The 16,914-nt window shown below is 70.2% G+C and carries 20 protein-coding genes; 9 read left to right on the forward strand and 11 right to left on the reverse strand.

Annotated features, from left to right (window positions below):
- The first annotated feature begins 1 nt into the window (after position 1).
- From EV186_RS31195 to EV186_RS31210, 4 genes are read left to right on the forward strand one after another with little or no spacing between them, the layout of a single operon-like run.
- The gene (locus tag EV186_RS31195) at positions 2-331 is read left to right on the forward strand and encodes an avidin-fold protein (RefSeq protein WP_243754381.1); all 330 of its coding nucleotides are present in this window, start codon (positions 2-4) and stop codon (positions 329-331) included.
- Positions 328-1,563, forward strand: coding sequence for an ATP-grasp domain-containing protein (locus tag EV186_RS31200; protein ID WP_133853038.1), 1,236 nt, complete (start codon positions 328-330; stop codon positions 1,561-1,563). The genes EV186_RS31195 and EV186_RS31200 overlap by 4 nt, the downstream gene beginning before the upstream one ends.
- Positions 1,563-2,831, forward strand: coding sequence for an ATP-grasp domain-containing protein (locus tag EV186_RS31205; protein WP_133853039.1), 1,269 nt, complete (start codon positions 1,563-1,565; stop codon positions 2,829-2,831). The genes EV186_RS31200 and EV186_RS31205 overlap by 1 nt, the downstream gene beginning before the upstream one ends.
- Positions 2,832-2,848: 17 nt before the next feature.
- Complete coding sequence (locus EV186_RS31210; RefSeq protein ID WP_133853040.1) at positions 2,849-3,085, forward strand: hypothetical protein; 237 nt, start codon at positions 2,849-2,851, stop codon at positions 3,083-3,085.
- Positions 3,086-3,148: 63 nt separating this feature from the next.
- Here EV186_RS31210 and EV186_RS31215 read toward each other — a convergent pair whose 3' ends face one another.
- The 4 genes from EV186_RS31215 to EV186_RS31230 all read right to left on the reverse strand — a co-directional run bounded on the left by EV186_RS31215 (position 3,149) and on the right by EV186_RS31230 (position 9,187).
- Positions 3,149-4,675 (reverse strand): ATP-grasp domain-containing protein, encoded by a 1,527-nt coding sequence (locus tag EV186_RS31215; protein ID WP_133853041.1) that lies wholly within the window; start codon positions 4,673-4,675, stop codon positions 3,149-3,151.
- 11 nt (positions 4,676-4,686) lie between these two features.
- Complete coding sequence (locus tag EV186_RS31220; RefSeq protein ID WP_133853042.1) at positions 4,687-6,231, reverse strand: ATP-grasp domain-containing protein; 1,545 nt, start codon at positions 6,229-6,231, stop codon at positions 4,687-4,689.
- A 79-nt stretch (positions 6,232-6,310) separates the two neighbouring features.
- Positions 6,311-7,459, reverse strand: a complete 1,149-nt coding sequence (locus tag EV186_RS31225; RefSeq protein WP_133853043.1) for a ScyD/ScyE family protein — start codon at positions 7,457-7,459, stop codon at positions 6,311-6,313.
- 396 nt (positions 7,460-7,855) lie between these two features.
- Positions 7,856-9,187, reverse strand: coding sequence for a hypothetical protein (locus EV186_RS31230; protein WP_133853044.1), 1,332 nt, complete (start codon positions 9,185-9,187; stop codon positions 7,856-7,858).
- A 208-nt stretch (positions 9,188-9,395) separates the two neighbouring features.
- On the opposite strand from EV186_RS31230, the gene EV186_RS31235 reads away from it, so the two are divergent.
- From EV186_RS31235 to EV186_RS31245, 3 genes are read left to right on the forward strand one after another with little or no spacing between them, the layout of a single operon-like run.
- Positions 9,396-9,839: an SRPBCC family protein gene (locus tag EV186_RS31235; protein ID WP_243754382.1), complete on the forward strand. Its 444-nt coding sequence runs from the start codon at positions 9,396-9,398 to the stop codon at positions 9,837-9,839.
- Positions 9,840-9,871: 32 nt separating this feature from the next.
- Positions 9,872-11,524 carry a DUF885 domain-containing protein gene (locus EV186_RS31240; protein ID WP_133853045.1) on the forward strand — a complete coding sequence of 551 codons (1,653 nt, stop codon included), beginning with the start codon at positions 9,872-9,874 and terminating at the stop codon, positions 11,522-11,524.
- 5 nt (positions 11,525-11,529) lie between these two features.
- Positions 11,530-12,159, forward strand: coding sequence for a DUF427 domain-containing protein (locus EV186_RS31245; protein ID WP_133853046.1), 630 nt, complete (start codon positions 11,530-11,532; stop codon positions 12,157-12,159).
- A gap of 70 nt (positions 12,160-12,229) precedes the next feature.
- On the opposite strand, the gene EV186_RS31250 is transcribed toward EV186_RS31245, so the two are convergent.
- Entirely contained in the window at positions 12,230-12,724 is a 495-nt protein-coding gene (locus EV186_RS31250) for an ATP-binding protein (protein WP_133853047.1), read from the reverse strand.
- Positions 12,725-12,840: 116 nt separating this feature from the next.
- On the opposite strand from EV186_RS31250, the gene EV186_RS31255 reads away from it, so the two are divergent.
- Positions 12,841-13,932 carry an epoxide hydrolase family protein gene (locus tag EV186_RS31255; RefSeq protein ID WP_133853048.1) on the forward strand — a complete coding sequence of 364 codons (1,092 nt, stop codon included), beginning with the start codon at positions 12,841-12,843 and terminating at the stop codon, positions 13,930-13,932.
- Complete coding sequence (locus tag EV186_RS31260) at positions 13,929-14,477, forward strand: NUDIX domain-containing protein (protein WP_133853049.1); 549 nt, start codon at positions 13,929-13,931, stop codon at positions 14,475-14,477. The genes EV186_RS31255 and EV186_RS31260 overlap by 4 nt, the downstream gene beginning before the upstream one ends.
- A gap of 99 nt (positions 14,478-14,576) precedes the next feature.
- Here the strand turns inward: EV186_RS31260 and EV186_RS31265 are convergent, their stop codons facing one another.
- The 6 genes from EV186_RS31265 to gvpO are packed head-to-tail and all read right to left on the reverse strand — an operon-like array spanning position 14,577 to position 16,911.
- A complete protein-coding gene (locus EV186_RS31265; protein ID WP_133853050.1) occupies positions 14,577-14,855 on the reverse strand; it encodes a GlsB/YeaQ/YmgE family stress response membrane protein in 279 nt (92 codons plus the stop codon).
- A 59-nt stretch (positions 14,856-14,914) separates the two neighbouring features.
- Positions 14,915-15,199, reverse strand: coding sequence for a gas vesicle protein K (locus EV186_RS31270; RefSeq protein WP_133853051.1), 285 nt, complete (start codon positions 15,197-15,199; stop codon positions 14,915-14,917).
- Between the two features lie 4 nt (positions 15,200-15,203).
- A complete protein-coding gene (locus EV186_RS31275; RefSeq protein WP_208115867.1) occupies positions 15,204-15,395 on the reverse strand; it encodes a gas vesicle protein in 192 nt (63 codons plus the stop codon).
- Positions 15,392-16,150, reverse strand: a complete 759-nt coding sequence (locus EV186_RS31280; protein WP_341815763.1) for a GvpL/GvpF family gas vesicle protein — start codon at positions 16,148-16,150, stop codon at positions 15,392-15,394. The genes EV186_RS31275 and EV186_RS31280 overlap by 4 nt, the downstream gene beginning before the upstream one ends.
- Positions 16,147-16,560 (reverse strand): gas vesicle protein, encoded by a 414-nt coding sequence (locus EV186_RS31285; RefSeq protein WP_424983730.1) that lies wholly within the window; start codon positions 16,558-16,560, stop codon positions 16,147-16,149. Before EV186_RS31285 ends, EV186_RS31280 begins: the two co-directional genes overlap by 4 nt.
- On the reverse strand, positions 16,561-16,911 hold the full coding sequence (gene gvpO / locus EV186_RS31290; RefSeq protein ID WP_133853052.1) for a gas vesicle protein GvpO: 351 nt from the start codon (positions 16,909-16,911) through the stop codon (positions 16,561-16,563).
- Positions 16,912-16,914: the final 3 nt, after the last annotated feature.

The raw sequence follows: 16,914 nt of genomic DNA on the forward strand, positions 1-16,914 counted from the left end.
CGTGACGCTCGCCCTGTCCTACGACGGCAAGCGGTTCGGCCCGGTGGGTGCGCCCGCCGGGTCGTCCGTCGGCACCTACCACCAGGACGGCTCGCTGATCTGGGCCGAGTTCGCGGGCACCAGCGTCCAGGCCGGGCGGCTGGTCGGCACCTGCGGGCCCGACGGGGTGATCTCGGCCGTGTACTGCATGGTCACCGCGTCCGGCGCCACCGTGGCGGGCGAGTGCACGAGCACGCCGGCCACCCTGACGGACGGGCGGGTGGCGCTGACCGAGCACTGGCGCCGGCTGGACGGGTCCAGCGGCGTGTCGCACATCGAGGAGCTGCCTTGACCGAGGACGCCCGCCCGCTCGTCCTGGTGATCGCCACCGGCAAGCGGGACTACCGCGAGTACCTGTTGCGTTCGATCGCCACCGAGTACCGGGTGCACCTGCTGCTCGACCACGAGCCGGGCTGGGAGCAGGAGTACATCGTCGGCTCGTCCACTGTGGACCTGACGGACACGATCGGCGCCGGCGGGTTGATCGAGGCGGCGCGCAAGGTCCCCGGGGTCGCCGGGGTGCTCACCTGGGACGAGGCGCGGGTGTTGCAGGCCGCGAAGGTCGCGCAGGACCTCGGGTTGCCCGGCGGCGACCCGGACGCCGTGCTGCGCTGCCGCGACAAGCACCTCACCCGCGTCGCCCTGGACCAGGCCGGCGTGCCGCAGGCCAAGTCGATCCTGGTGTCCGGAGTGGACGAAGCGCTCGCCGCCGCCGAGTCGATCGGCTACCCGGTGGTGCTCAAGCCGCGGGCGATGGCCGCCTCGCTCGGCGTGGTCCGGGTGGACGACCCGGACCAGCTGCGGGCGCAGTTCGGCTTCGCGCGGGACACGACGGTGCCCGGCGCGTGGACCTACGAGACGGTCGTGCTGGTCGAGGAGTTGCTGACCGGCGCGGAGATCAGCGTGGACGCCGCGGTGCACGACGGCCGGGTGTTCCCGATGTTCGTGGCCCGCAAGGAAGTGGGGTACGCGCCGTACTTCGAGGAGGTCGGGCACGTCGTGGCCGCCGACGACCCGCTGCTGCGTGACGCGGAGCTGCTGGACATGGTGCAGCGGGTGCACACGGCGCTGGGCTACGGCGACGGGATGACCCACAGCGAGTTCAAGCTGACCCCGGCCGGGCCGCGCCTGGTCGAGGTGAACGCCCGGCTCGGTGGCGACCTGATCCCGTACCTGGGGATGCGGGCCAGCGGTGCCGATCCCGGGCTGGCGGCGGCCGCCGTGGCCTGCGGGGTGCGGCCGGCGATCACGACCGACCGCTCGCTGGTCGGTGCCGTGCGGTTCTTCTACGTGGACGAGGACGACACGCAACTGGCGTCGGTGACCTTCGAGCACGTTCCGTCCGGTGTGGACAAAGCGGTGGCGATCGCCGAGCCGGGCTCGGTGGTGTCCCCGCCGCCGAAGGGCAGCACGTTCGGGCGGATCGCCTTCGCCACGGCCATAGCGGAATCGGCCGAGTCCTGCCTTGCGGCTTTGGACTCGGCGCAGGAGGCGTTGCGGGTGCGGACCGCGGTGGGGGTGTGATGGGATCCCGCGAGCTGGCGAGCGAACGCTCGTCGAAGTACGCCGTGGTGGTCGACCCGATGTCCACCGGCCGCGACTACCCGGCGGTGTTCGCCGCCTCGGGTGTCGAGGTGGTCGCGGTGCTGACCGAGCCGCCGGAGCGGATGGCCAAGCCGTTCGCGCCGAGCTGGTCGCCGGAGCTGTTCCAGCACGTGCTCGTGCACGACGGCGACCTGCCGGTGCTGGCGGCCAAGCTCAAGGCGTTCGACCCGGTGTGCGTGATCGCCGGCTCGGAGATCGGGGTCGAACTCGCGGACGCCCTGGTCGAGATGGTCCTGCCGGGCACCGGGAACGTGCCGTCGCTCGCGCCCGCGCGCCGGGACAAGTGGGCGATGGCGCAGGCGATGAGGGCGGCGGGGGTGCCGCACATCCGCCAGTTCTGCAGTGCCAATCCCGCCGAGATCGCGGCGTGGCTGGACGCCGAAGGTCTGGCGTCGGCGAAGCTCGTGGTCAAGCCGCCGAAGAGCGGCGGGACCGACGACGTGCACCTGGTGCTGCCGGGCGAGGACTGGCGGCCGTGGTTCGACCGCATCCTCGGCAAGATCAACATCGACGGCATCCGCAACGACGCCGTGATGGTGATGGAGTTCGCGTCCGGGCCCGAGTACCTGGTGGACAGCTACTCGGTCGACGGCGAGCACGGGCTGGTCGACGTGTGCCGCTACACCAAGGTCCAGCGCGGCGACCGGATCGGCATCTACGACCTGGTCGACTTCGCCGCGCCCGACGACCCGGACGTGCAGGAGGTCTGGGCGTACGCCCAGCGCGTGCTCGACGCGGTCGGCATCCGCAACGGCTGCGGGCACACCGAGGTGATCGTGACCGCCGACGGCCCGGTGCTGGTGGAGATCGGCGCCCGCCCCGCGGGCGGCGGGCACCAGATGATCACCGAGCTGGCCACCGGCACCAACCAGCTGATCCGCACGGTCGAACACCGCGTGCACGGCCGGTTCACCCCGGTGACCCCGTTGCGCCAGTACGTGTGCAGCGTCGTGCTGATGTCGCCCAAGCCCGGCCGCTGGCTGAACCCGTCGCTGTTCGACTCCGTGGACGACCTCGCGACCTTCCACATGAAGCACTTCTACTACGGCGAAGGGGATGAGGTCCCGGAGGCGACCAGCCTGGACAGCATGGTCGGCTGGGTCGTGCTCACCTCGGACGACCACAAAACCATGATGGCGGACTATCGTCGGGTCAAGGCCCTGGAACCCAGGATGGACATCGCGTAAGGGGCCGGGAGGCCCAGGTGACATTCGACCCGATCGCCGGCATCACCCACACGGCCGCCGAACGGCTCGCCGACCGGCCCGACCTGCAGGACCAGGTCGAGTCGACGGCGCGGCTCGCCTGGGCCGTGTTCACCGAGATGCGCGACAACGCCCTGGAACCAACCCGCGACGACGTGTACGAGCGCCTGGAGTCGGACCTGCCGGTGGACCGCGTGGTCATCAACGCGGTCGCCGACGCCCTGTTCAACAGCTGACCGACCTTCGGTTGGTGGGTGCGGCTTGGCCTCGCTGGTGGCGGTGCTCTGCTGCGGTTGGTCCTAGCCGAGCTTGGCGCGGACGGCCTCCGCCACCGCCGCCGCCTCCGGTGTCCCGGCGAGCACCTGCGCCACCGGGGTGTCGCCGATCGCGCCGAGGACCGCGGCCACCGCCGTGTCCGACCAGTCGTCGACGTGGTGGATGCCGGTCACCCGGTCCATGATCTGCTCGTACGCAGGCGTGGCCTCGACGTCACCCTGGTTCACGATCAACCAGTCCACATCGGACGCTTCGCCGTAGGTCGCCGCGGTCGGTTGCAACGCGACGGTCACCGGACCCGAAACCGGCTTCGCGTAGACGAACTGCGTGTACGGCTGCGCCATCAGCGCCGCCACCTGCTCCGGGTGCCGTGCGCGATCGGTGGTCCACACGACCTCGGCCGCCGGTTCCTCGCGGTAGGAGATCTCCGGCATCCCGGGCGTCACGTCGATCGAGTCCACCGCCGGCGCCGGGTGATGGGGGTTCAACCGGACCCCGACCACCTGCCTGCCGTCGTTGGCCGGGTACGAGACCTCCATGTACGTGCCGCACACCGGCTCGCCCGGGTCGCCGACCTCGGTGCCGGTCAGCACGTCCATCCAGTCGTCGATGATCGAGCGGTTGGCGTACTGCAGGCGGATCGAGTCCCACAGCAGGTGACCGGGCACCCGCGGGTTGATCTCGATGAGCTCGCACTCGTCGCGGTCGTTCACGCGGACCTCGACGTGGTAGCAGCCGTCGGTCAGCTCCAGCGTGTCCAGCACGGAAGTCGCGAACTCGGTGGCGAGCGCGGTCTGCGCGTCGGTCACGTTGACCGGCGGCGACACGTGACCGAGTTCCAGCACCGTGCCGTCGCGGAATTCGAGACCCGCCTTGCCATGGGCGACGGTGATGCGGTTGACGCCGGACTGGCGCACCACGTCGATCGACAGCTCCTCGCCGTCGAAGAAGGTCTCGGCGACGAGTTCGTTGCCCGCGAAGTACTCCTCGAGGATGTCGGCCTCGCCCGGGCCGCGGTCGAACGCCGCGGCCAAGGGGACGACGTCGGCCCACGAGCGCGCGATCCCCACGCACAACGAGCTGACCCCGCGGCGCGGCTTGATGATGAACTTCTCGCCCGCGTCCAGGCGCGCGCGCAGTTCCGGGTCGCCCAGCCGGTACGGGTCCAACCGGGACAGCCCGCACGACTGCAGCTTCGTGCGCAGCAAGTGCTTGTCCAGGGCCAAAGTCGCGGCCGCGGGGCTGATGTCGTGGGCGCCGAGCACGCGGTTGGCCGCGGCCATCGGCACCCGCTGCGAGTCGGCGACGCTCAGCGCGAACGCGCAGTCCGCGATGGCACCTGCCCGCTCGGCCACCTCGTCGACGGTCAGCCCGACGTTGGGTGAGACGGCGTGCTCGACGCCGATGGCGTCCATCATCTTGTGGAACCGGGCGCCGCCGTCGGCCGGCCGCGACGACAACACGAACGGCTCGAAACCCTTGTCGCGGATGGCCGTCGCCAACGCGGGCGCGAGCGCCGCACCGCGCCGCATCAACAACATCGCACGCATCTGGACCTCCGTCAGGCAGGCGCTTGCATGGCGTTCCGCACCTGGTCGGCCACGACGTGGGTGGTGCGCGGGCCAAGGATATCCCTGATGGGGGCGCCGTCACAGGACTCCAGAACGCTGGCCAAGGCGTCCGGCGAATCCCAGGACGGGACCGCCACCAGCCTGCCGATGCGGTCGCGCGCGGCCCGGTACTCGTCGGTCGCCTCGATCCGTTCCTGGTGGCACACCACGACGTCCACGTCCTCGGGCGCTGCCGCGATCGCGTTCCACGTGCTCGCGTCCGGTTCCAGCGCCAGCAGCACCGGCTTCCCGGTCAGCCCGCGCGCGTAGGCGAACAAGCAGTACTCCTCGGCCACCAGCCGGGCCACCTGGTCGCGGTGGGTCGCGAGCTCGGTCGTCCACAACGCGTCCGCCCCGAAGAACTCGCGGTTGGCCAGGGCCACCGCGCCCGGTGCGATCGACTCGCCGTAGACCTCGGGCTCGGGCAGGTCCGGGTTCTGGTCGATGCCCGTGACCTGCTTGCCCACCACGGGAAAGGCGAGCTGCATGTACGTCCCGCACTTGCGCGGGGCCATCGGCGCGACCGGCTTGCCGGCCAGCACGTCGATCCAGTCGTCGATGAGCGAACGGTCGTACTGCAGCCGGACCGAGTCCCACACCAGGGCGCCGCCGACCCGCGGGTTGATCTCGATCACCTCGGGCCGGCCGGTCTGGTCGATGCGCAGTTCGACGTGGTAGCAACCGTTGTCCAGGCCGAGCGCGTCCATCGCCTCGTCGGCCACGCCCCGGGCCGCGTCGAGTTCGTCGGCGGTGATGCCGACGACCGGTGAGGCCAGCCCGCGCTCGAGCACGGTGCCGTCGGCGAAGTCCAGCAGCGTCTTCTCGTGGTCGACGCTGACCCGGTCGTGGCCGTCCTGGCGGATCACCTCGAAGCTGACTTCCCGGCCGTCGCAGAAGCCTTCCGCGATCAGTTCGTTGTCGGTGAAGTACTCGGCCATCATGTCGCCGTCGCCGGGACCGCGCTCGTACACCGCCTGCAGCGCCTCGACGTCGGACCACGTGCGCACCAGGCCGACGCAGAGCGACGCCACCCCGCGACGCGGCTTGACCACGTACTGCTCGCCCGCCTCGATCCGCCTGCGCAGTTCGGGATCGGCCACCCGCAGCGGCCGCAGCCGGGACAGGCCCAACTCGAAGAGCCGCTTGCGCATCAGGTGCTTGTCCAGCGCGTGGCGCAACGCGCCCGGCGTCACGTCGTGGGCTCCGAGCAGCCCGTTGGCCTCGGCCATCACGGTGCGCTGGGAGTCGGCCATGGTGATGGCGAACGCGCAGTCCTCGATGTCGCGCACGGTCGCCATCACCTCCTCGGAGGTGACCGCGACGCCGGCCGACACCACGCACCGCACGTCGAGGCCGGCGCACATGGCGCGGAACTTCGTCCCGCCGTCGGCGGGCAGGGACGAGAGCACGACCGGCTCGAAACCCTTCTTCCGGATCACGTCGACGAGGGCCGCGGTCAGTGGCGCGCCGCGCCGGACGAGCAAGAGAGCACGCATTGCTGGATGGATCCCCTCGGAAAAGACACGACAGATGGCGGGACGCTCGGCGTCCCGCCATCTGTGTCACTGGTTATGGTCAGCCACTCACGGTCAGTTTCAACAACTGCCCGGCGCCGCCGACGGTGTTGGTACCGTTCGTCACGTAGTAAACGCCGTGACCGGCCGAAACGAAACCACCCGGGTTGGTCAAACCGGTGGTCGCGAGATCGGTCTGGGTGCCATTGCTCTCCACCCGGACGAAGCGCCCGGTCTGGTCGGGGTCGAGCAAACCGTTCTTCGCCATTTCCAGCACCAGAAGCCGACCCTGGGCGTCGAATCCGATGTCGGAGATGTTGGTGAAGCCCTTGGCGTACACGGTCGGTGCCTGACCGGGCACGACGCGGTAGACCACGGCCTCACCCTTGTAGTACGGGTAGCCGGAGAGCTCACCCACGTACAGCGCGCCGTCGGGGCCCTGCACGACCGAGGTCGGCACGTCCTCGATGATGTCGTCGGGGTTGGCCTCGGGGACCCGGGTCGGGAACTCGGCGAGCAGCTTCACCGTGCCGTCCGGCTTGACCTGGAGGATGTCGTTGCCCGCCGCATCGGCCACGACGGTGCCGTAGCGGCTGGTCTGGGCCAGGCCGTACGGGTCCGAGTCGAACTGCGACGGGTGCGGGTTGTTGAACATCTCGAAGTAGAGCAGGTCCCCGACCGTCTTCACGTTGCCGTGCTTGCCGATGACCGCGGTCTGCCCCAGGGCCGTCCCGCCCGGGCCGAGCGCGGTGCGGAACGGGCCGTCACCGCTGAGGCCGAAGACGACCTGGATCCCGTTGCGCCCGACGGTCACGTCGTGCACGCCGAGCACCGCGGTCTTCACGCCCGCCGAGTTGGCGTGGCTGATCGAGGGCAGGCCCGTGACGACCCGCTTGCCGTGGTGGCCGTCCCAGGCGTAGATCGAACCGGTGGCGCCCAAGCAGTAGAGCGAGCCGCCGCTCGCGTGCCCGCACGGTGCGGCGGCGCTCTCGGCGCCGGTTCCCGCTTCGGCGACGAGCACCCGGTGGTTCGCCGCGTCCCAGGCGATGCCGCGTGGGACGTTCAGGCCGTCGGCGACGACGGTGATCGTTGTCTGCACTTGCGCTTGCGATGCCGGGTCCGCATCGGCAATGCCTGGTTGCAGGACCGCGGTGCCCACAGCGGTGCACAACGCGGTGGTCAGTGCGGCGACGCGCACCGGTCTGAGCATTCTCTTCACCCGTATACCTCCAGGGAAACTCTCCGACCCAGGGGCCAAACACTAAGCGTGATGAAGTGCCGTTGATCAGAGCCATTTGGGTGAAGGCGAGTCAGCCGAATGCTTAGCTGAGTATTAATTGTCACGGATGGTGTCGAGAGGTAGCGAGAATTGCAGCAGTACGGTTGTTATTGAACCGACTTGGTAACCAATCGGAATGCGTTGGTCACGCGTCGTCGAATGAACACGCGAGCCCACAAAGGGTGTGTCCCACGTTCCCGCCAGGTATGTCCCACACTCGCGTCGGGTGTGTCCCACATTCCCGTGGCCGGAGCGGGGGACACACCCTGCCGGAACGGGGGACACACCCGGCTGGAACGGGGGACACGCCCGGGTGGAAGGGCGGGGTCAGGCTTCGTGGAAGCAGCAGGTGCCCGTGGCGCCGGTGGCCATGTTCACCGTCGCGTTGGGGTCGAGGGTGCCGCGCATGAACATGCCGCCGTAGCCCTTGGAGACCATGAACGCGCCCCACGTCAGCGTCCACTCCTCCGACCCGTCGTCGGTGGGGAAGACCTCGGGCACCGACCGCACGCGGCGCTGCAGCACGAACGGCTCGCCCATCGCGTCCCGCACGGCGTCCTGCCACGTCCCCGCATCGGCGGTCCAGCCCGGCAGCACGCCCTGGCCCGCGTGCATCAGGGTCGGCTTGAGGATCAGCTCGGTCCGGTTCGCCAGCGCGTAGTCGGTGAGCTCGACGCTGCTGCCGTCCACTGTGACCGGTCCGGGCCGCACCATCCGGGTCCACGGCAGGATCCGGTCGAGCGCGGCGAGTTCCTCCACCGAGTACAGGTGCCGGTTCGCCTCGTCCGACAGCAACGCGAGCGCGCCCTTGCTGCCGTACAACTCCGCGTCCATGGGCGCGAAGATGCCGACCTCGCCGCGTTCGGCCGCGCGCAGCACCGGTTCGATCAGCCCGGGCCCGGTCGGGTCCATCAGGTCTTCCATCAGGAAGAGCCGGTACACCACGTCGATCTTGCGTTCGCCGAGCCACACGGCGCCGTCGCGGTACTCCAGCTGCCCGACGTGGCACGGGTAGCAGTCGAGCCCGAGCGGCGCGAGCCCCGCGGCGCTCTTGTGCAGCTGGGGTTCCAGCTTCTCGAAGCTCTTCGGCCAGTCGGTCAGTGCGACGACCGGGCGCGTGCCCGCCGGGATGGCGCACTCGGTCAGCAGCGTGTCCACGAGCGCTTCCATCGGGTCCACATAGGTCAGCCCGTGTTCGCGGACGAAGTCCCCGACGAACGGCTGGGCCAGCATCGCCTTGTTCAGCGGGCCGGAGTCCAGACCGCCGACCGCGCTGCCCCAGTTGATCTCCATCAGCTTGAAGCCGGTCTCGTCGAGGAAGAAGTCGGCGCGCCCGATCCGCGGCGGCCGCTCCATCCGCCCGCGCACGGCCGCGGCGGCCTGCTCGGCGGTGGTCCCGACGGCGTGGGCGAACGCGGCCATGTCGCCGCCGAACATGCGGTCGGGCAGGCCGGTGAGCGCGGAATGCAGCCGCTCCAGGTCGTCGGCGAGCAGCGTGACCTGCGCTTTGGTCAGGAACACCGGGCGCGACAGGCTACGCCCCTGGAACGTGGTGTCCTCGGTGCTCTCGCGCACCGCCTCTTTGAGTTCCGATGGGCGGATCCCGGTCTTCGCGAACTCGGCGAGGTAGCTGTCCGTGATGGCGTTGTGGTGGGGCACCGCCGCACGATAATCCGCCGACGTCGACACGGAAACCCTTTGACCGCAACGGAATGGCCGGTGCCGCCATTCGGAGCAGCGGGCCGGTCGGGAGCAGCCGGACCATTCGCTCGATTAGGCCAAACGTGGGTGATGCGCCCCGCGCGGTGTCCGAACCAAGATCGTCACCGTAAGCTGCCTCGCGGGCCTTTGGGGGAACGGAGGGACCGTGGTTGGTGTCGACGTGCGCAACGACATCGTGATCGACCGGCCGTGTGCCGAGGTTTCCGGCTTCGCGGCCGACCCGACCAACGCGCCGACCTGGTACGCGAACGTCGACGCCGTCGAATGGCTCACGGCGCCACCGGTCGAGGTGGGTTCGCGGATGTCGTTCGTCGCCGACGTGCTCGGCAGCAAACTGGCCTACACCTACGAGGTCACCGAGCTGGTGCCCGGCGAGAAGCTGGTGATGCGCACCAGCGAGGGTGCGTTCCCCATGGAGACCACGTACACCTGGCAGCCGCTCGAGGGTGACCGCACCCGCATGACCATGCGCAACGCGGGCGAGCCCAACGAGTTCGGCCGGATGGCCTCGCCCTTGATGGCCGCGGCAATGCAACGGGCAAGTGGCAAGGACCTGGCGAACCTCAAGAAGGTCCTCGAAGAAGTTTAGCGAGGCTAACGAGTTGCGGGTAGCGTCGAGGTGTGACCCCGATCTTCCAGCTCAGCGACGACTTCGTGACCCGTGAGGCCGAGCTCGACCCCATCGGTGCGACGCACCGCGGCATCACCGTCGACCCGGCCGAGACCACCGACTACAGCCCCGACGGGTGGGCCGCGCGGGCCGAGCACGTGAAGGCCACCCTCGCCACCCTCGCGACGCTCACCCCCAGTTCCGACGCCGACCGGATCGCCGGCGCCCACCTGAAGGAACGCCTCGAGGCGACGGCCGCGTGGCACGACCTCGGCGAGCCGCTGCGCACCGTCAAGGCGCACTTCGGCCTGGTCAGCAACATCCGCGACAACGTGGACATGCTGCCGCGCGCCACCGACGACGACTGGCACGGCATCGCGGCCCGGCTCAGCAACGTGCCCGTGATGCTCGCCGCATGGCGCCAGTCCCTGGAGTACGGGCTGTCCCGCGGGCTCGCCGCGGCCCGGCGCCAGGCGGTGGAGCTGGCGGCGCAGGCCGACCGGTACGTCGGCGTGCACGACGGGCTCGTCGCGGACTACGCGGCCCAGGTTGACGGGAAGCACGCCGACGCCCTGCGCGCGGGCATCGACGCGGCCCACCGCGGCTACGGCGAACTGGCCCGGTACCTGCGCGAGGAGTACGCGCCGCGGGCGGTCGAGGCGGACGGTGTCGGCGCCGAGCGCTACGCCGTGGGCGCCCGGCTGAGCCTCGGCGCGGACCTCGACGCCCACGAGGCCTACGAGTGGGGCTGGGCGGAGCTGCACCGCATCGAGGCCGAGCTCGCCGCCGAGGCGAACCAGGTCCGCCCGGGTGCGAGCGTCGCCGAGGCGATGGCGCTGCTGGACGCCGAGCACCAGGTGGACGGCGTGGACGCCTACCTCGACTGGCTGCGGGCCCGCCACGCCGAGGCGCTGGACCGCATCGACGCGCACTTCGACATCGCGGACGAGCTGCGCACCCTGGACGTCACGATCGCGCACGGCTCCGGCGCCGGTGCGCCGTACTACACCGGCCCGTCCGAGGACGGCACCCGGCCAGGGCGCACCTGGTGGCCGCTGGGCGGGCGTGAGCGCTTCGCGGTGTGGCGCGAGCTGACCACCGTCTTCCACGAGGGCGTGCCCGGCCACCACCTGCAGATCGGCACGGCCAAGGTGCTGGCCGACCGGATCAGCCGCTACGCCCGGTCGCGCTCGGTCAGCGGGCACGCCGAGGGCTGGGCGCTCTACGCCGAGCGGCTGGCGGACGAACTGGGCTGGTTCACCCCGCCCGGCAGCCGGCTCGGCATGCTGGCCGGCTCGGCCATGCGGGCCGCCCGCGTGGTGATCGACATCGGCTGCCACCTGGACCTCCCGCTGCCCGACGGCTCGCGCTGGGACTACGACAAGGCGTGCGAGGTGCTCCACCAACGCGGGCTGGCGCAGTGGCACCGGGTGCCCGCCGAGGTCGTGCGCTACCTGGGCTGGCCGGGTCAGGCGATCTCCTACAAGCTCGGCGAGCGGGCCTGGCTCGCGGCACGGGAAGAAGCGACGGCGCGGCCGGGTTTCACCTTGCGGGACTGGCACGCCAAGGTGCTGGCCATCGGCCCGGTCGGACTGTCTGCCCTGAGTGAGTCGCTGCAGGGGGCGGCGTTCGGGCCGTCGGCCGACTCGACCAACGGGAGCTGAGCTTCATGGGCAAGGTGAGACCGACCGGGCGCTGGGTACGCGCGGTGACCGACGCGGGCACCGTCGTGGACAGCAAGCACGCCAAGCTGTTCTGGGCGCCGGGCACGCACGGTCCGGTGTACGCGTTCCCGAAGGGCGACGTCCGCACCGACCTGCTCGATGCGGACGCGGTGTCCGAGGCCGCCGGGCTGGACGACCACGTGGTGGTCCGCTGGGACGCCGTGGACCACTGGTACGAGGAGGAGGAAGAGGTGTTCGTCGGCGCTCGCGACCCGTTCTGGCGGGTGGACGCGATCCGGTCGAGCCGGAAGGTGCGGGTGGAGGTCAGCGGTCGCGTCGTGGCCGAGACCGAGCACCCGGTCGTCGTGTTCGAGGGCAGCCTGCAGGACCGCTACTACATCCCACCGGCCGATGTGGACTTCTCGGTGCTGACCCCGACGGCGACCCGAACGGGTTGCCCCTACAAGGGTTTCGCGTCGTACTGGTCGTTCACCGGGGGCGACGGCACCGAGCCGCCGGACCTCGCGTGGGCTTACACGGAACCGATGGCGAGCGTGGCCGCGATCAAGGACCACGTGTCGTTCTACGGTCCGGCGGTCGCTGTCTACGTTGACGGGGAACAGGTTCCCGCCTGACTCGGTCCTGGGTGGTCGGTGAGGTTCTGGGTGGGCAGTGCGGTCCTGAGTGGTCAGTGAGGGCGGGTGGTCAGTGACCGTCCTGGCCACCGAGCCCGAACATGATCCGGCGCAACACGTCGTCGTCGACGTCATCCGGAGGCCCCAGCTCCGCCGCGGCGGGCGAGGGCCTGCGGGTGCGCCGGGGCAAGGGCACCGACGGCGCGGACAGCCCGGGCGGGAGCGCGACCGTGCACCAGGAGAGCTCCTGGCCGTTGGTGAGGGTGGCCAGGCCGGCGCGGCGGCCCGCGCCCTGCGGCGGTGGGCCCGCCCGGTCGGCTTCCACCTCGACGACCAGGTCGTTGCCGGTCAGGCGCAACCGCACGGTCATCATGCCGGGCCGGTCCGGGTCGCTGAGTTCGACCGAGCCGGTGACCAGGTGCCGCGCCAGGCGGATCGCGTCTTCCTTCAACGCCTGCAGCGACCACTCGGCCAGCGTGAACTGGACGAAGATCTCGGCACAGTTGACTGCGCTAGGCAGCGCAACGAGTCGAAGGTCGTCGACCTGCTGGGTCTGGCTGTCCAACCGGATCGTTCCTCCATCCGCGTCCCGCGCGAGTGGCCTGATGGTGCCATGTCACCGTCCGGTCGCGTCAACCGGTCCGCCTGGAATTGTCAGTGAGCGGCCCTACCGTGTGGGCCATGACCGCCTCGATCGACCCGTTTCGCAGCCCTGTCACCGATTCACAACTCGATGACCTGCGAGAACGGCTCGCACGCACCCGGTGGCCCGACGAATTGCCCGGGGTCGGCTGGTCGTACGGCGTGCCGGGGGACTACCTGCGTGACCTGGTCGAGCACTGGCGCACGAGGTACGACTGGCGTGTGGCGGAGGCCTCCCTGGACGAGCTGGGACAGTTCGTCACCGAGCTCGACGGGCAGCGGGTGCACTTCCTGCACGTCCGCTCGCCCCGCGCCGGCGCGTTGCCGCTGCTCATCACCCACGGCTGGCCCGGCTCGGTGTTCGAGTTCCGGCGGTTGGTGCCGCTGCTCACCGACCGGTTCCACCTGGTCATCCCGTCGATCCCGGGGTTCGGCTTCTCCGGCCCCACAACCGAGACCGGCTGGAACACCGTGCGGGTCGGGCGGGCCTGGGCGCGGCTCATGCACGGTTTGGGGTATTCGCGGTACGGCGTGCAGGGCGGCGACTTCGGATCGTTGATCGCCCGGCAGACGGCGGTCGCCGATCCGGACGGCGTGGTCGGCGTGCACCGCAACTTCCTGGTCACGTTCCCGCCGTCGGAGTCCGCGCCGCTCGATCTGGATGATGAGGACCGGCGCCGGCTGGCCCTGCTGGGCGACACCTCGCGGGCCGGCTACCGCGCGATCCAGGCGACGCGACCGCAGACGCTGGCGTACGCGCTGGTGGATTCGCCGGTGGGGCAGCTGGCGTGGAACGTGGAGTGGTTCGAGGCGTACGGCGCGCGGGTCGGGGTGCTCGACCGTGCCGCCGTGCTCGATCACGTGACCCTGTACTGGTTGACGGGCACGGCCGGGTCGTCGGCGCGGCTGTACAAGGAAAGCGCGGCCGACTGGGGTCCGTTGGCGCCCTTGACCGTGCCGACCGCCGTGGCCGTCTTCCCGCGCGACGCGCAGCCGGTGCGGAAGATCGCCGAGTTGTCCGACCGGATCGTCCGGTGGACGGAGTTCGACCGTGGCGGGCACTTCGCCGCGATGGAGGTGCCGGAGTTGCTGGCCGCGGACATCTCGGCGTTCTTCGAGGAGCTCGCGTGACCGACCCACGGCTGGCCGCGCTGCTCGCCTCCTGCGTTCCCGCCGGGACGACCTCGGTGTCGTGGCTCGACGGCGCGATGCCCTTGTCCGTGGCGGCGTACACGTCCCCCGCCGCGCTGCCCGACGACCTGATCACGTCGATCCGCTGTGTGACCTCGGTGGGTGACCGGGTTCTGTTGTGCACCAACGCCGGCGGCTCACACCCGTGGCCGGGCGGGCGGCGTGAGGCGGGGGAGACGCACGCGCAGACAGCGGTGCGGGAGGTGCACGAGGAGACCGGGTGGCGCGTCGACCCGGCGAGCCTGCGACCGTTGGGGTGGCTGCACTTGCGCCACCAGGCGCCGCGCCGGGCCGACGAAGCCTCTCCCTACCCCGACTTCTTGCAGGTCGTCTACCACGGCGTGGCCACCAGCCGCGACGTCGCCGAGGACGCGCCCTGGGAGGACGTCGACAACTACGAACTGGAGTGCCGCCCCGTTTCGCTCGACGAGGCACGAGCCCGCTCCCGGCAACTGCTGGCCTACCTGTTCCTGGACCTGCTCTGACCGGGTCATGACGGCGCCACCCGTCCCGCGTGCACGTACAGCGGGGCGGGTGGCGAGGAAGGCCGGATGGTTCGGCCGGTGGTCGAAGCCATCAGGTCGTCAGTGCAATATGCGCCGGCGACGGCCGTATGCGAGCGCGGCGATCGACACCCCGATCGCGGCCAGCACGATCTGCGTGATCAGCTCGAGCCAGTCGAAGCCGTTGGTGTCGGCGTAGCCGCCACCGCGCGCTATCGCGGTACCCACGAGCGCGGCCACGATACCGATCACGATCGTGAGCCAGATCGGGATCTTCTGCTTGCCCGGCGCGACCAGACGGCCGAGCACGCCGATGACCAAACCAACGAGTATGGCACTGATTATTCCGGTGACGGTCATTTCCGCCTCCTTGTTCAAAGGGTGTTCTTTAGTTACCCGGAAATCTCGCCGGGTAAACGTCATTCGTCCGGCAGCAAACGACCGAGCGGGCCCAGATCGAGGTTCAGGTCCTTCTGTTCGATCCCGAAGTACTCGCACATTTCGGTCATGCGTTTCTCCAGGCCCATCAGGGTGAGCCCGATTTCCTCGATCTGCTCGTCGGGCAGGTCGCCGCGGTCCACGCGCCGTAGCGCTTGGCGTTCCATGAGTTGCCGCAACAGTTCCACGACGGTGAGCACGAGGCTCACCAGACTGCGTTCGGCGGTCTCGGGGTCGGCGTCGATGCGGGGTCGCTGTTCGGCCATGGCGTCAGGGCAATGCCGTGACGGACGCCAGCAACGCGCGCAGTGACACCCGCACGAGGTCGACGTCGGCGATGGACAATGTCAGATCACCGGTCACCACCACGCCGCCGGCGAGCACGCGGTCGAGCAAATCAATGAGCGCGACCGGTCGTTCCGCGACGGCGCCGGTGGCCGGTTCGGTCAGTGGTGCGGTCATGTTTCCTCCACGGACGAAAAAGAATACGGCGACCACGGTCCGGTCAACTCCAGCCGGATCGCGTCGTTGTCGTCGTCGCACGCGGCGACGGCGTCGGCGAACCGCTGCGTGTCGCCGTCGTCCACCAGGTACGCCGCGTTGAGCACCATCTGTGCGTCGTCACCGGCGAGGGCCTGGCTCTGCGGCGGGTGGGTGCGCGCGTCGGTGGCCAGTTCGCTGAGGGCCGCGTGCACCGCGTTCGCCTGACCCACGGCGCGTCGCATGCCGTCCTCCCGATTGGCCAGGGCGGCCTTGCGACGCATGAGATAGGCCTTCCCCGACGACTGCTCCCCGGGGTCGGGCTCGGCCTTCGCCACGAGGAAGACCTTGACGCCCCACTCGGTTCGGCCGGTGACGTGCTCCAGTGCCCGGGTGAACTCCGCCGCACGCTCCCGCAGAACCAGCCGCACGCCGTCGTCATCGGTGTAGACGGTCGCGAGCCGGATGGGAACGACCGGCCCGGCCGCGGACAGCGCGGCGATCACACCGTCGTGCGCCCGGGCGACTTCGGCCAACCAGTCGAAGTCCTCGAAGTTGCGGTGCAGCGCTTCCTCGCCGAACTTGCTGAGCGGCACGTCGCCGACGACCGCGGTCAGCTCACCGTCCGCAACGGAGCGCGGCGGCACCCCGGCCACGCCAGTGAGGTCGCCCAGGGCGACCTTCTCGACGCCGGCGGTGACCGCGTAGAGCCAGACACCCGTGTCCGCAGCCATCATCTGCCGTCCTCAGTGGCCGGTTCGGCCTCCTCCGCCGCTTCGGAGTCGCCGGACGCCTCGGCGGGTTCGAGCGAGTCACGGTCGCCGGCCGCCGCTTCGAGCTCGGCGACCCGCTTCTGCAGCTGCCGGTTCTCCCGTTGCAGGCGGTCGCTGTCGCCGCTGAGCCAGGGATCGGTCTCCCACCAGTTGATCCCGACCTCGCGGGCGGTCTCCAGCGAGGCCACCACCAGCCGCAGCTTGATCGTCAGCAGCTCGATGTCCAGCAGGTTGACCCGGATGTCTCCCGCGATGACCAAACCCTTGTCCAGCACGCGTTCGAGGATGTCCCCGAGGTTCGCGGGCTGGCGGTCACCCGCCGCACCCAGGCCGGTCTGCCCGTTCGTCGCGGAGACCGACGATCCGCTCGTCACTCAGCTCACCCCGTTCCCGTTGCCCGACCGACCGCGCCCGTACTGCTTGGTCCGCCGGTACGCCATGAGCTCGCCCTCGGGGTCCAGCTCGACCGCGTAGAGCGCGAGCTGGTCCGCCGACGAAGGGATCCGCTGCTCCTCGAGCACCTCGACCTCGACCAGCCAGCCGTCCTCGGTCGGCTCCACCGAGGTGATGCCCATCGGCTTGCTGCTGACCAGTTCCTTGATGTGCGCGAGCGCTTCGGATGCAGCCGTGGCCGCCGTCAGTGACTTGTCCTTGCGGCTCTTGCCGGAGGACTTGCTGCCGGACTCGGCGCGGCCGTCGCCGTCTTGTGTCTTCGCCGTGGCCATTGG

It is taken from the genome of Labedaea rhizosphaerae (assembly GCF_004362825.1).
Taxonomy (GTDB): Bacteria; Actinomycetota; Actinomycetes; order Mycobacteriales; family Pseudonocardiaceae; genus Labedaea; species Labedaea rhizosphaerae.

Bases quoted from the DNA above. Each gene is read 5' to 3' on its own strand.
- EV186_RS31205 (WP_133853039.1), top strand. From the start codon at position 1,563: ATGGGATCCCGCGAGCTGGCGAGCGAACGCTCGTCGAAGTACGCCGTG.
- EV186_RS31215 (WP_133853041.1), bottom strand. From the start codon at position 4,675: ATGCGTGCGATGTTGTTGATGCGGCGCGGTGCGGCGCTCGCGCCCGCG.
- EV186_RS31220 (WP_133853042.1), bottom strand. From the start codon at position 6,231: ATGCGTGCTCTCTTGCTCGTCCGGCGCGGCGCGCCACTGACCGCGGCC.
- EV186_RS31225 (WP_133853043.1), bottom strand. From the start codon at position 7,459: ATGCTCAGACCGGTGCGCGTCGCCGCACTGACCACCGCGTTGTGCACC.
- EV186_RS31245 (WP_133853046.1), top strand. From the start codon at position 11,530: ATGGGCAAGGTGAGACCGACCGGGCGCTGGGTACGCGCGGTGACCGAC.
- EV186_RS31255 (WP_133853048.1), top strand. From the start codon at position 12,841: ATGACCGCCTCGATCGACCCGTTTCGCAGCCCTGTCACCGATTCACAA.
- EV186_RS31265 (WP_133853050.1), bottom strand. From the start codon at position 14,855: ATGACCGTCACCGGAATAATCAGTGCCATACTCGTTGGTTTGGTCATC.
- EV186_RS31270 (WP_133853051.1), bottom strand. From the start codon at position 15,199: ATGGCCGAACAGCGACCCCGCATCGACGCCGACCCCGAGACCGCCGAA.
- EV186_RS31275 (WP_208115867.1), bottom strand. From the start codon at position 15,395: ATGACCGCACCACTGACCGAACCGGCCACCGGCGCCGTCGCGGAACGA.
- EV186_RS31280 (WP_341815763.1), bottom strand. From the start codon at position 16,150: ATGATGGCTGCGGACACGGGTGTCTGGCTCTACGCGGTCACCGCCGGC.
- gvpO (WP_133853052.1), bottom strand. From the start codon at position 16,911: ATGGCCACGGCGAAGACACAAGACGGCGACGGCCGCGCCGAGTCCGGC.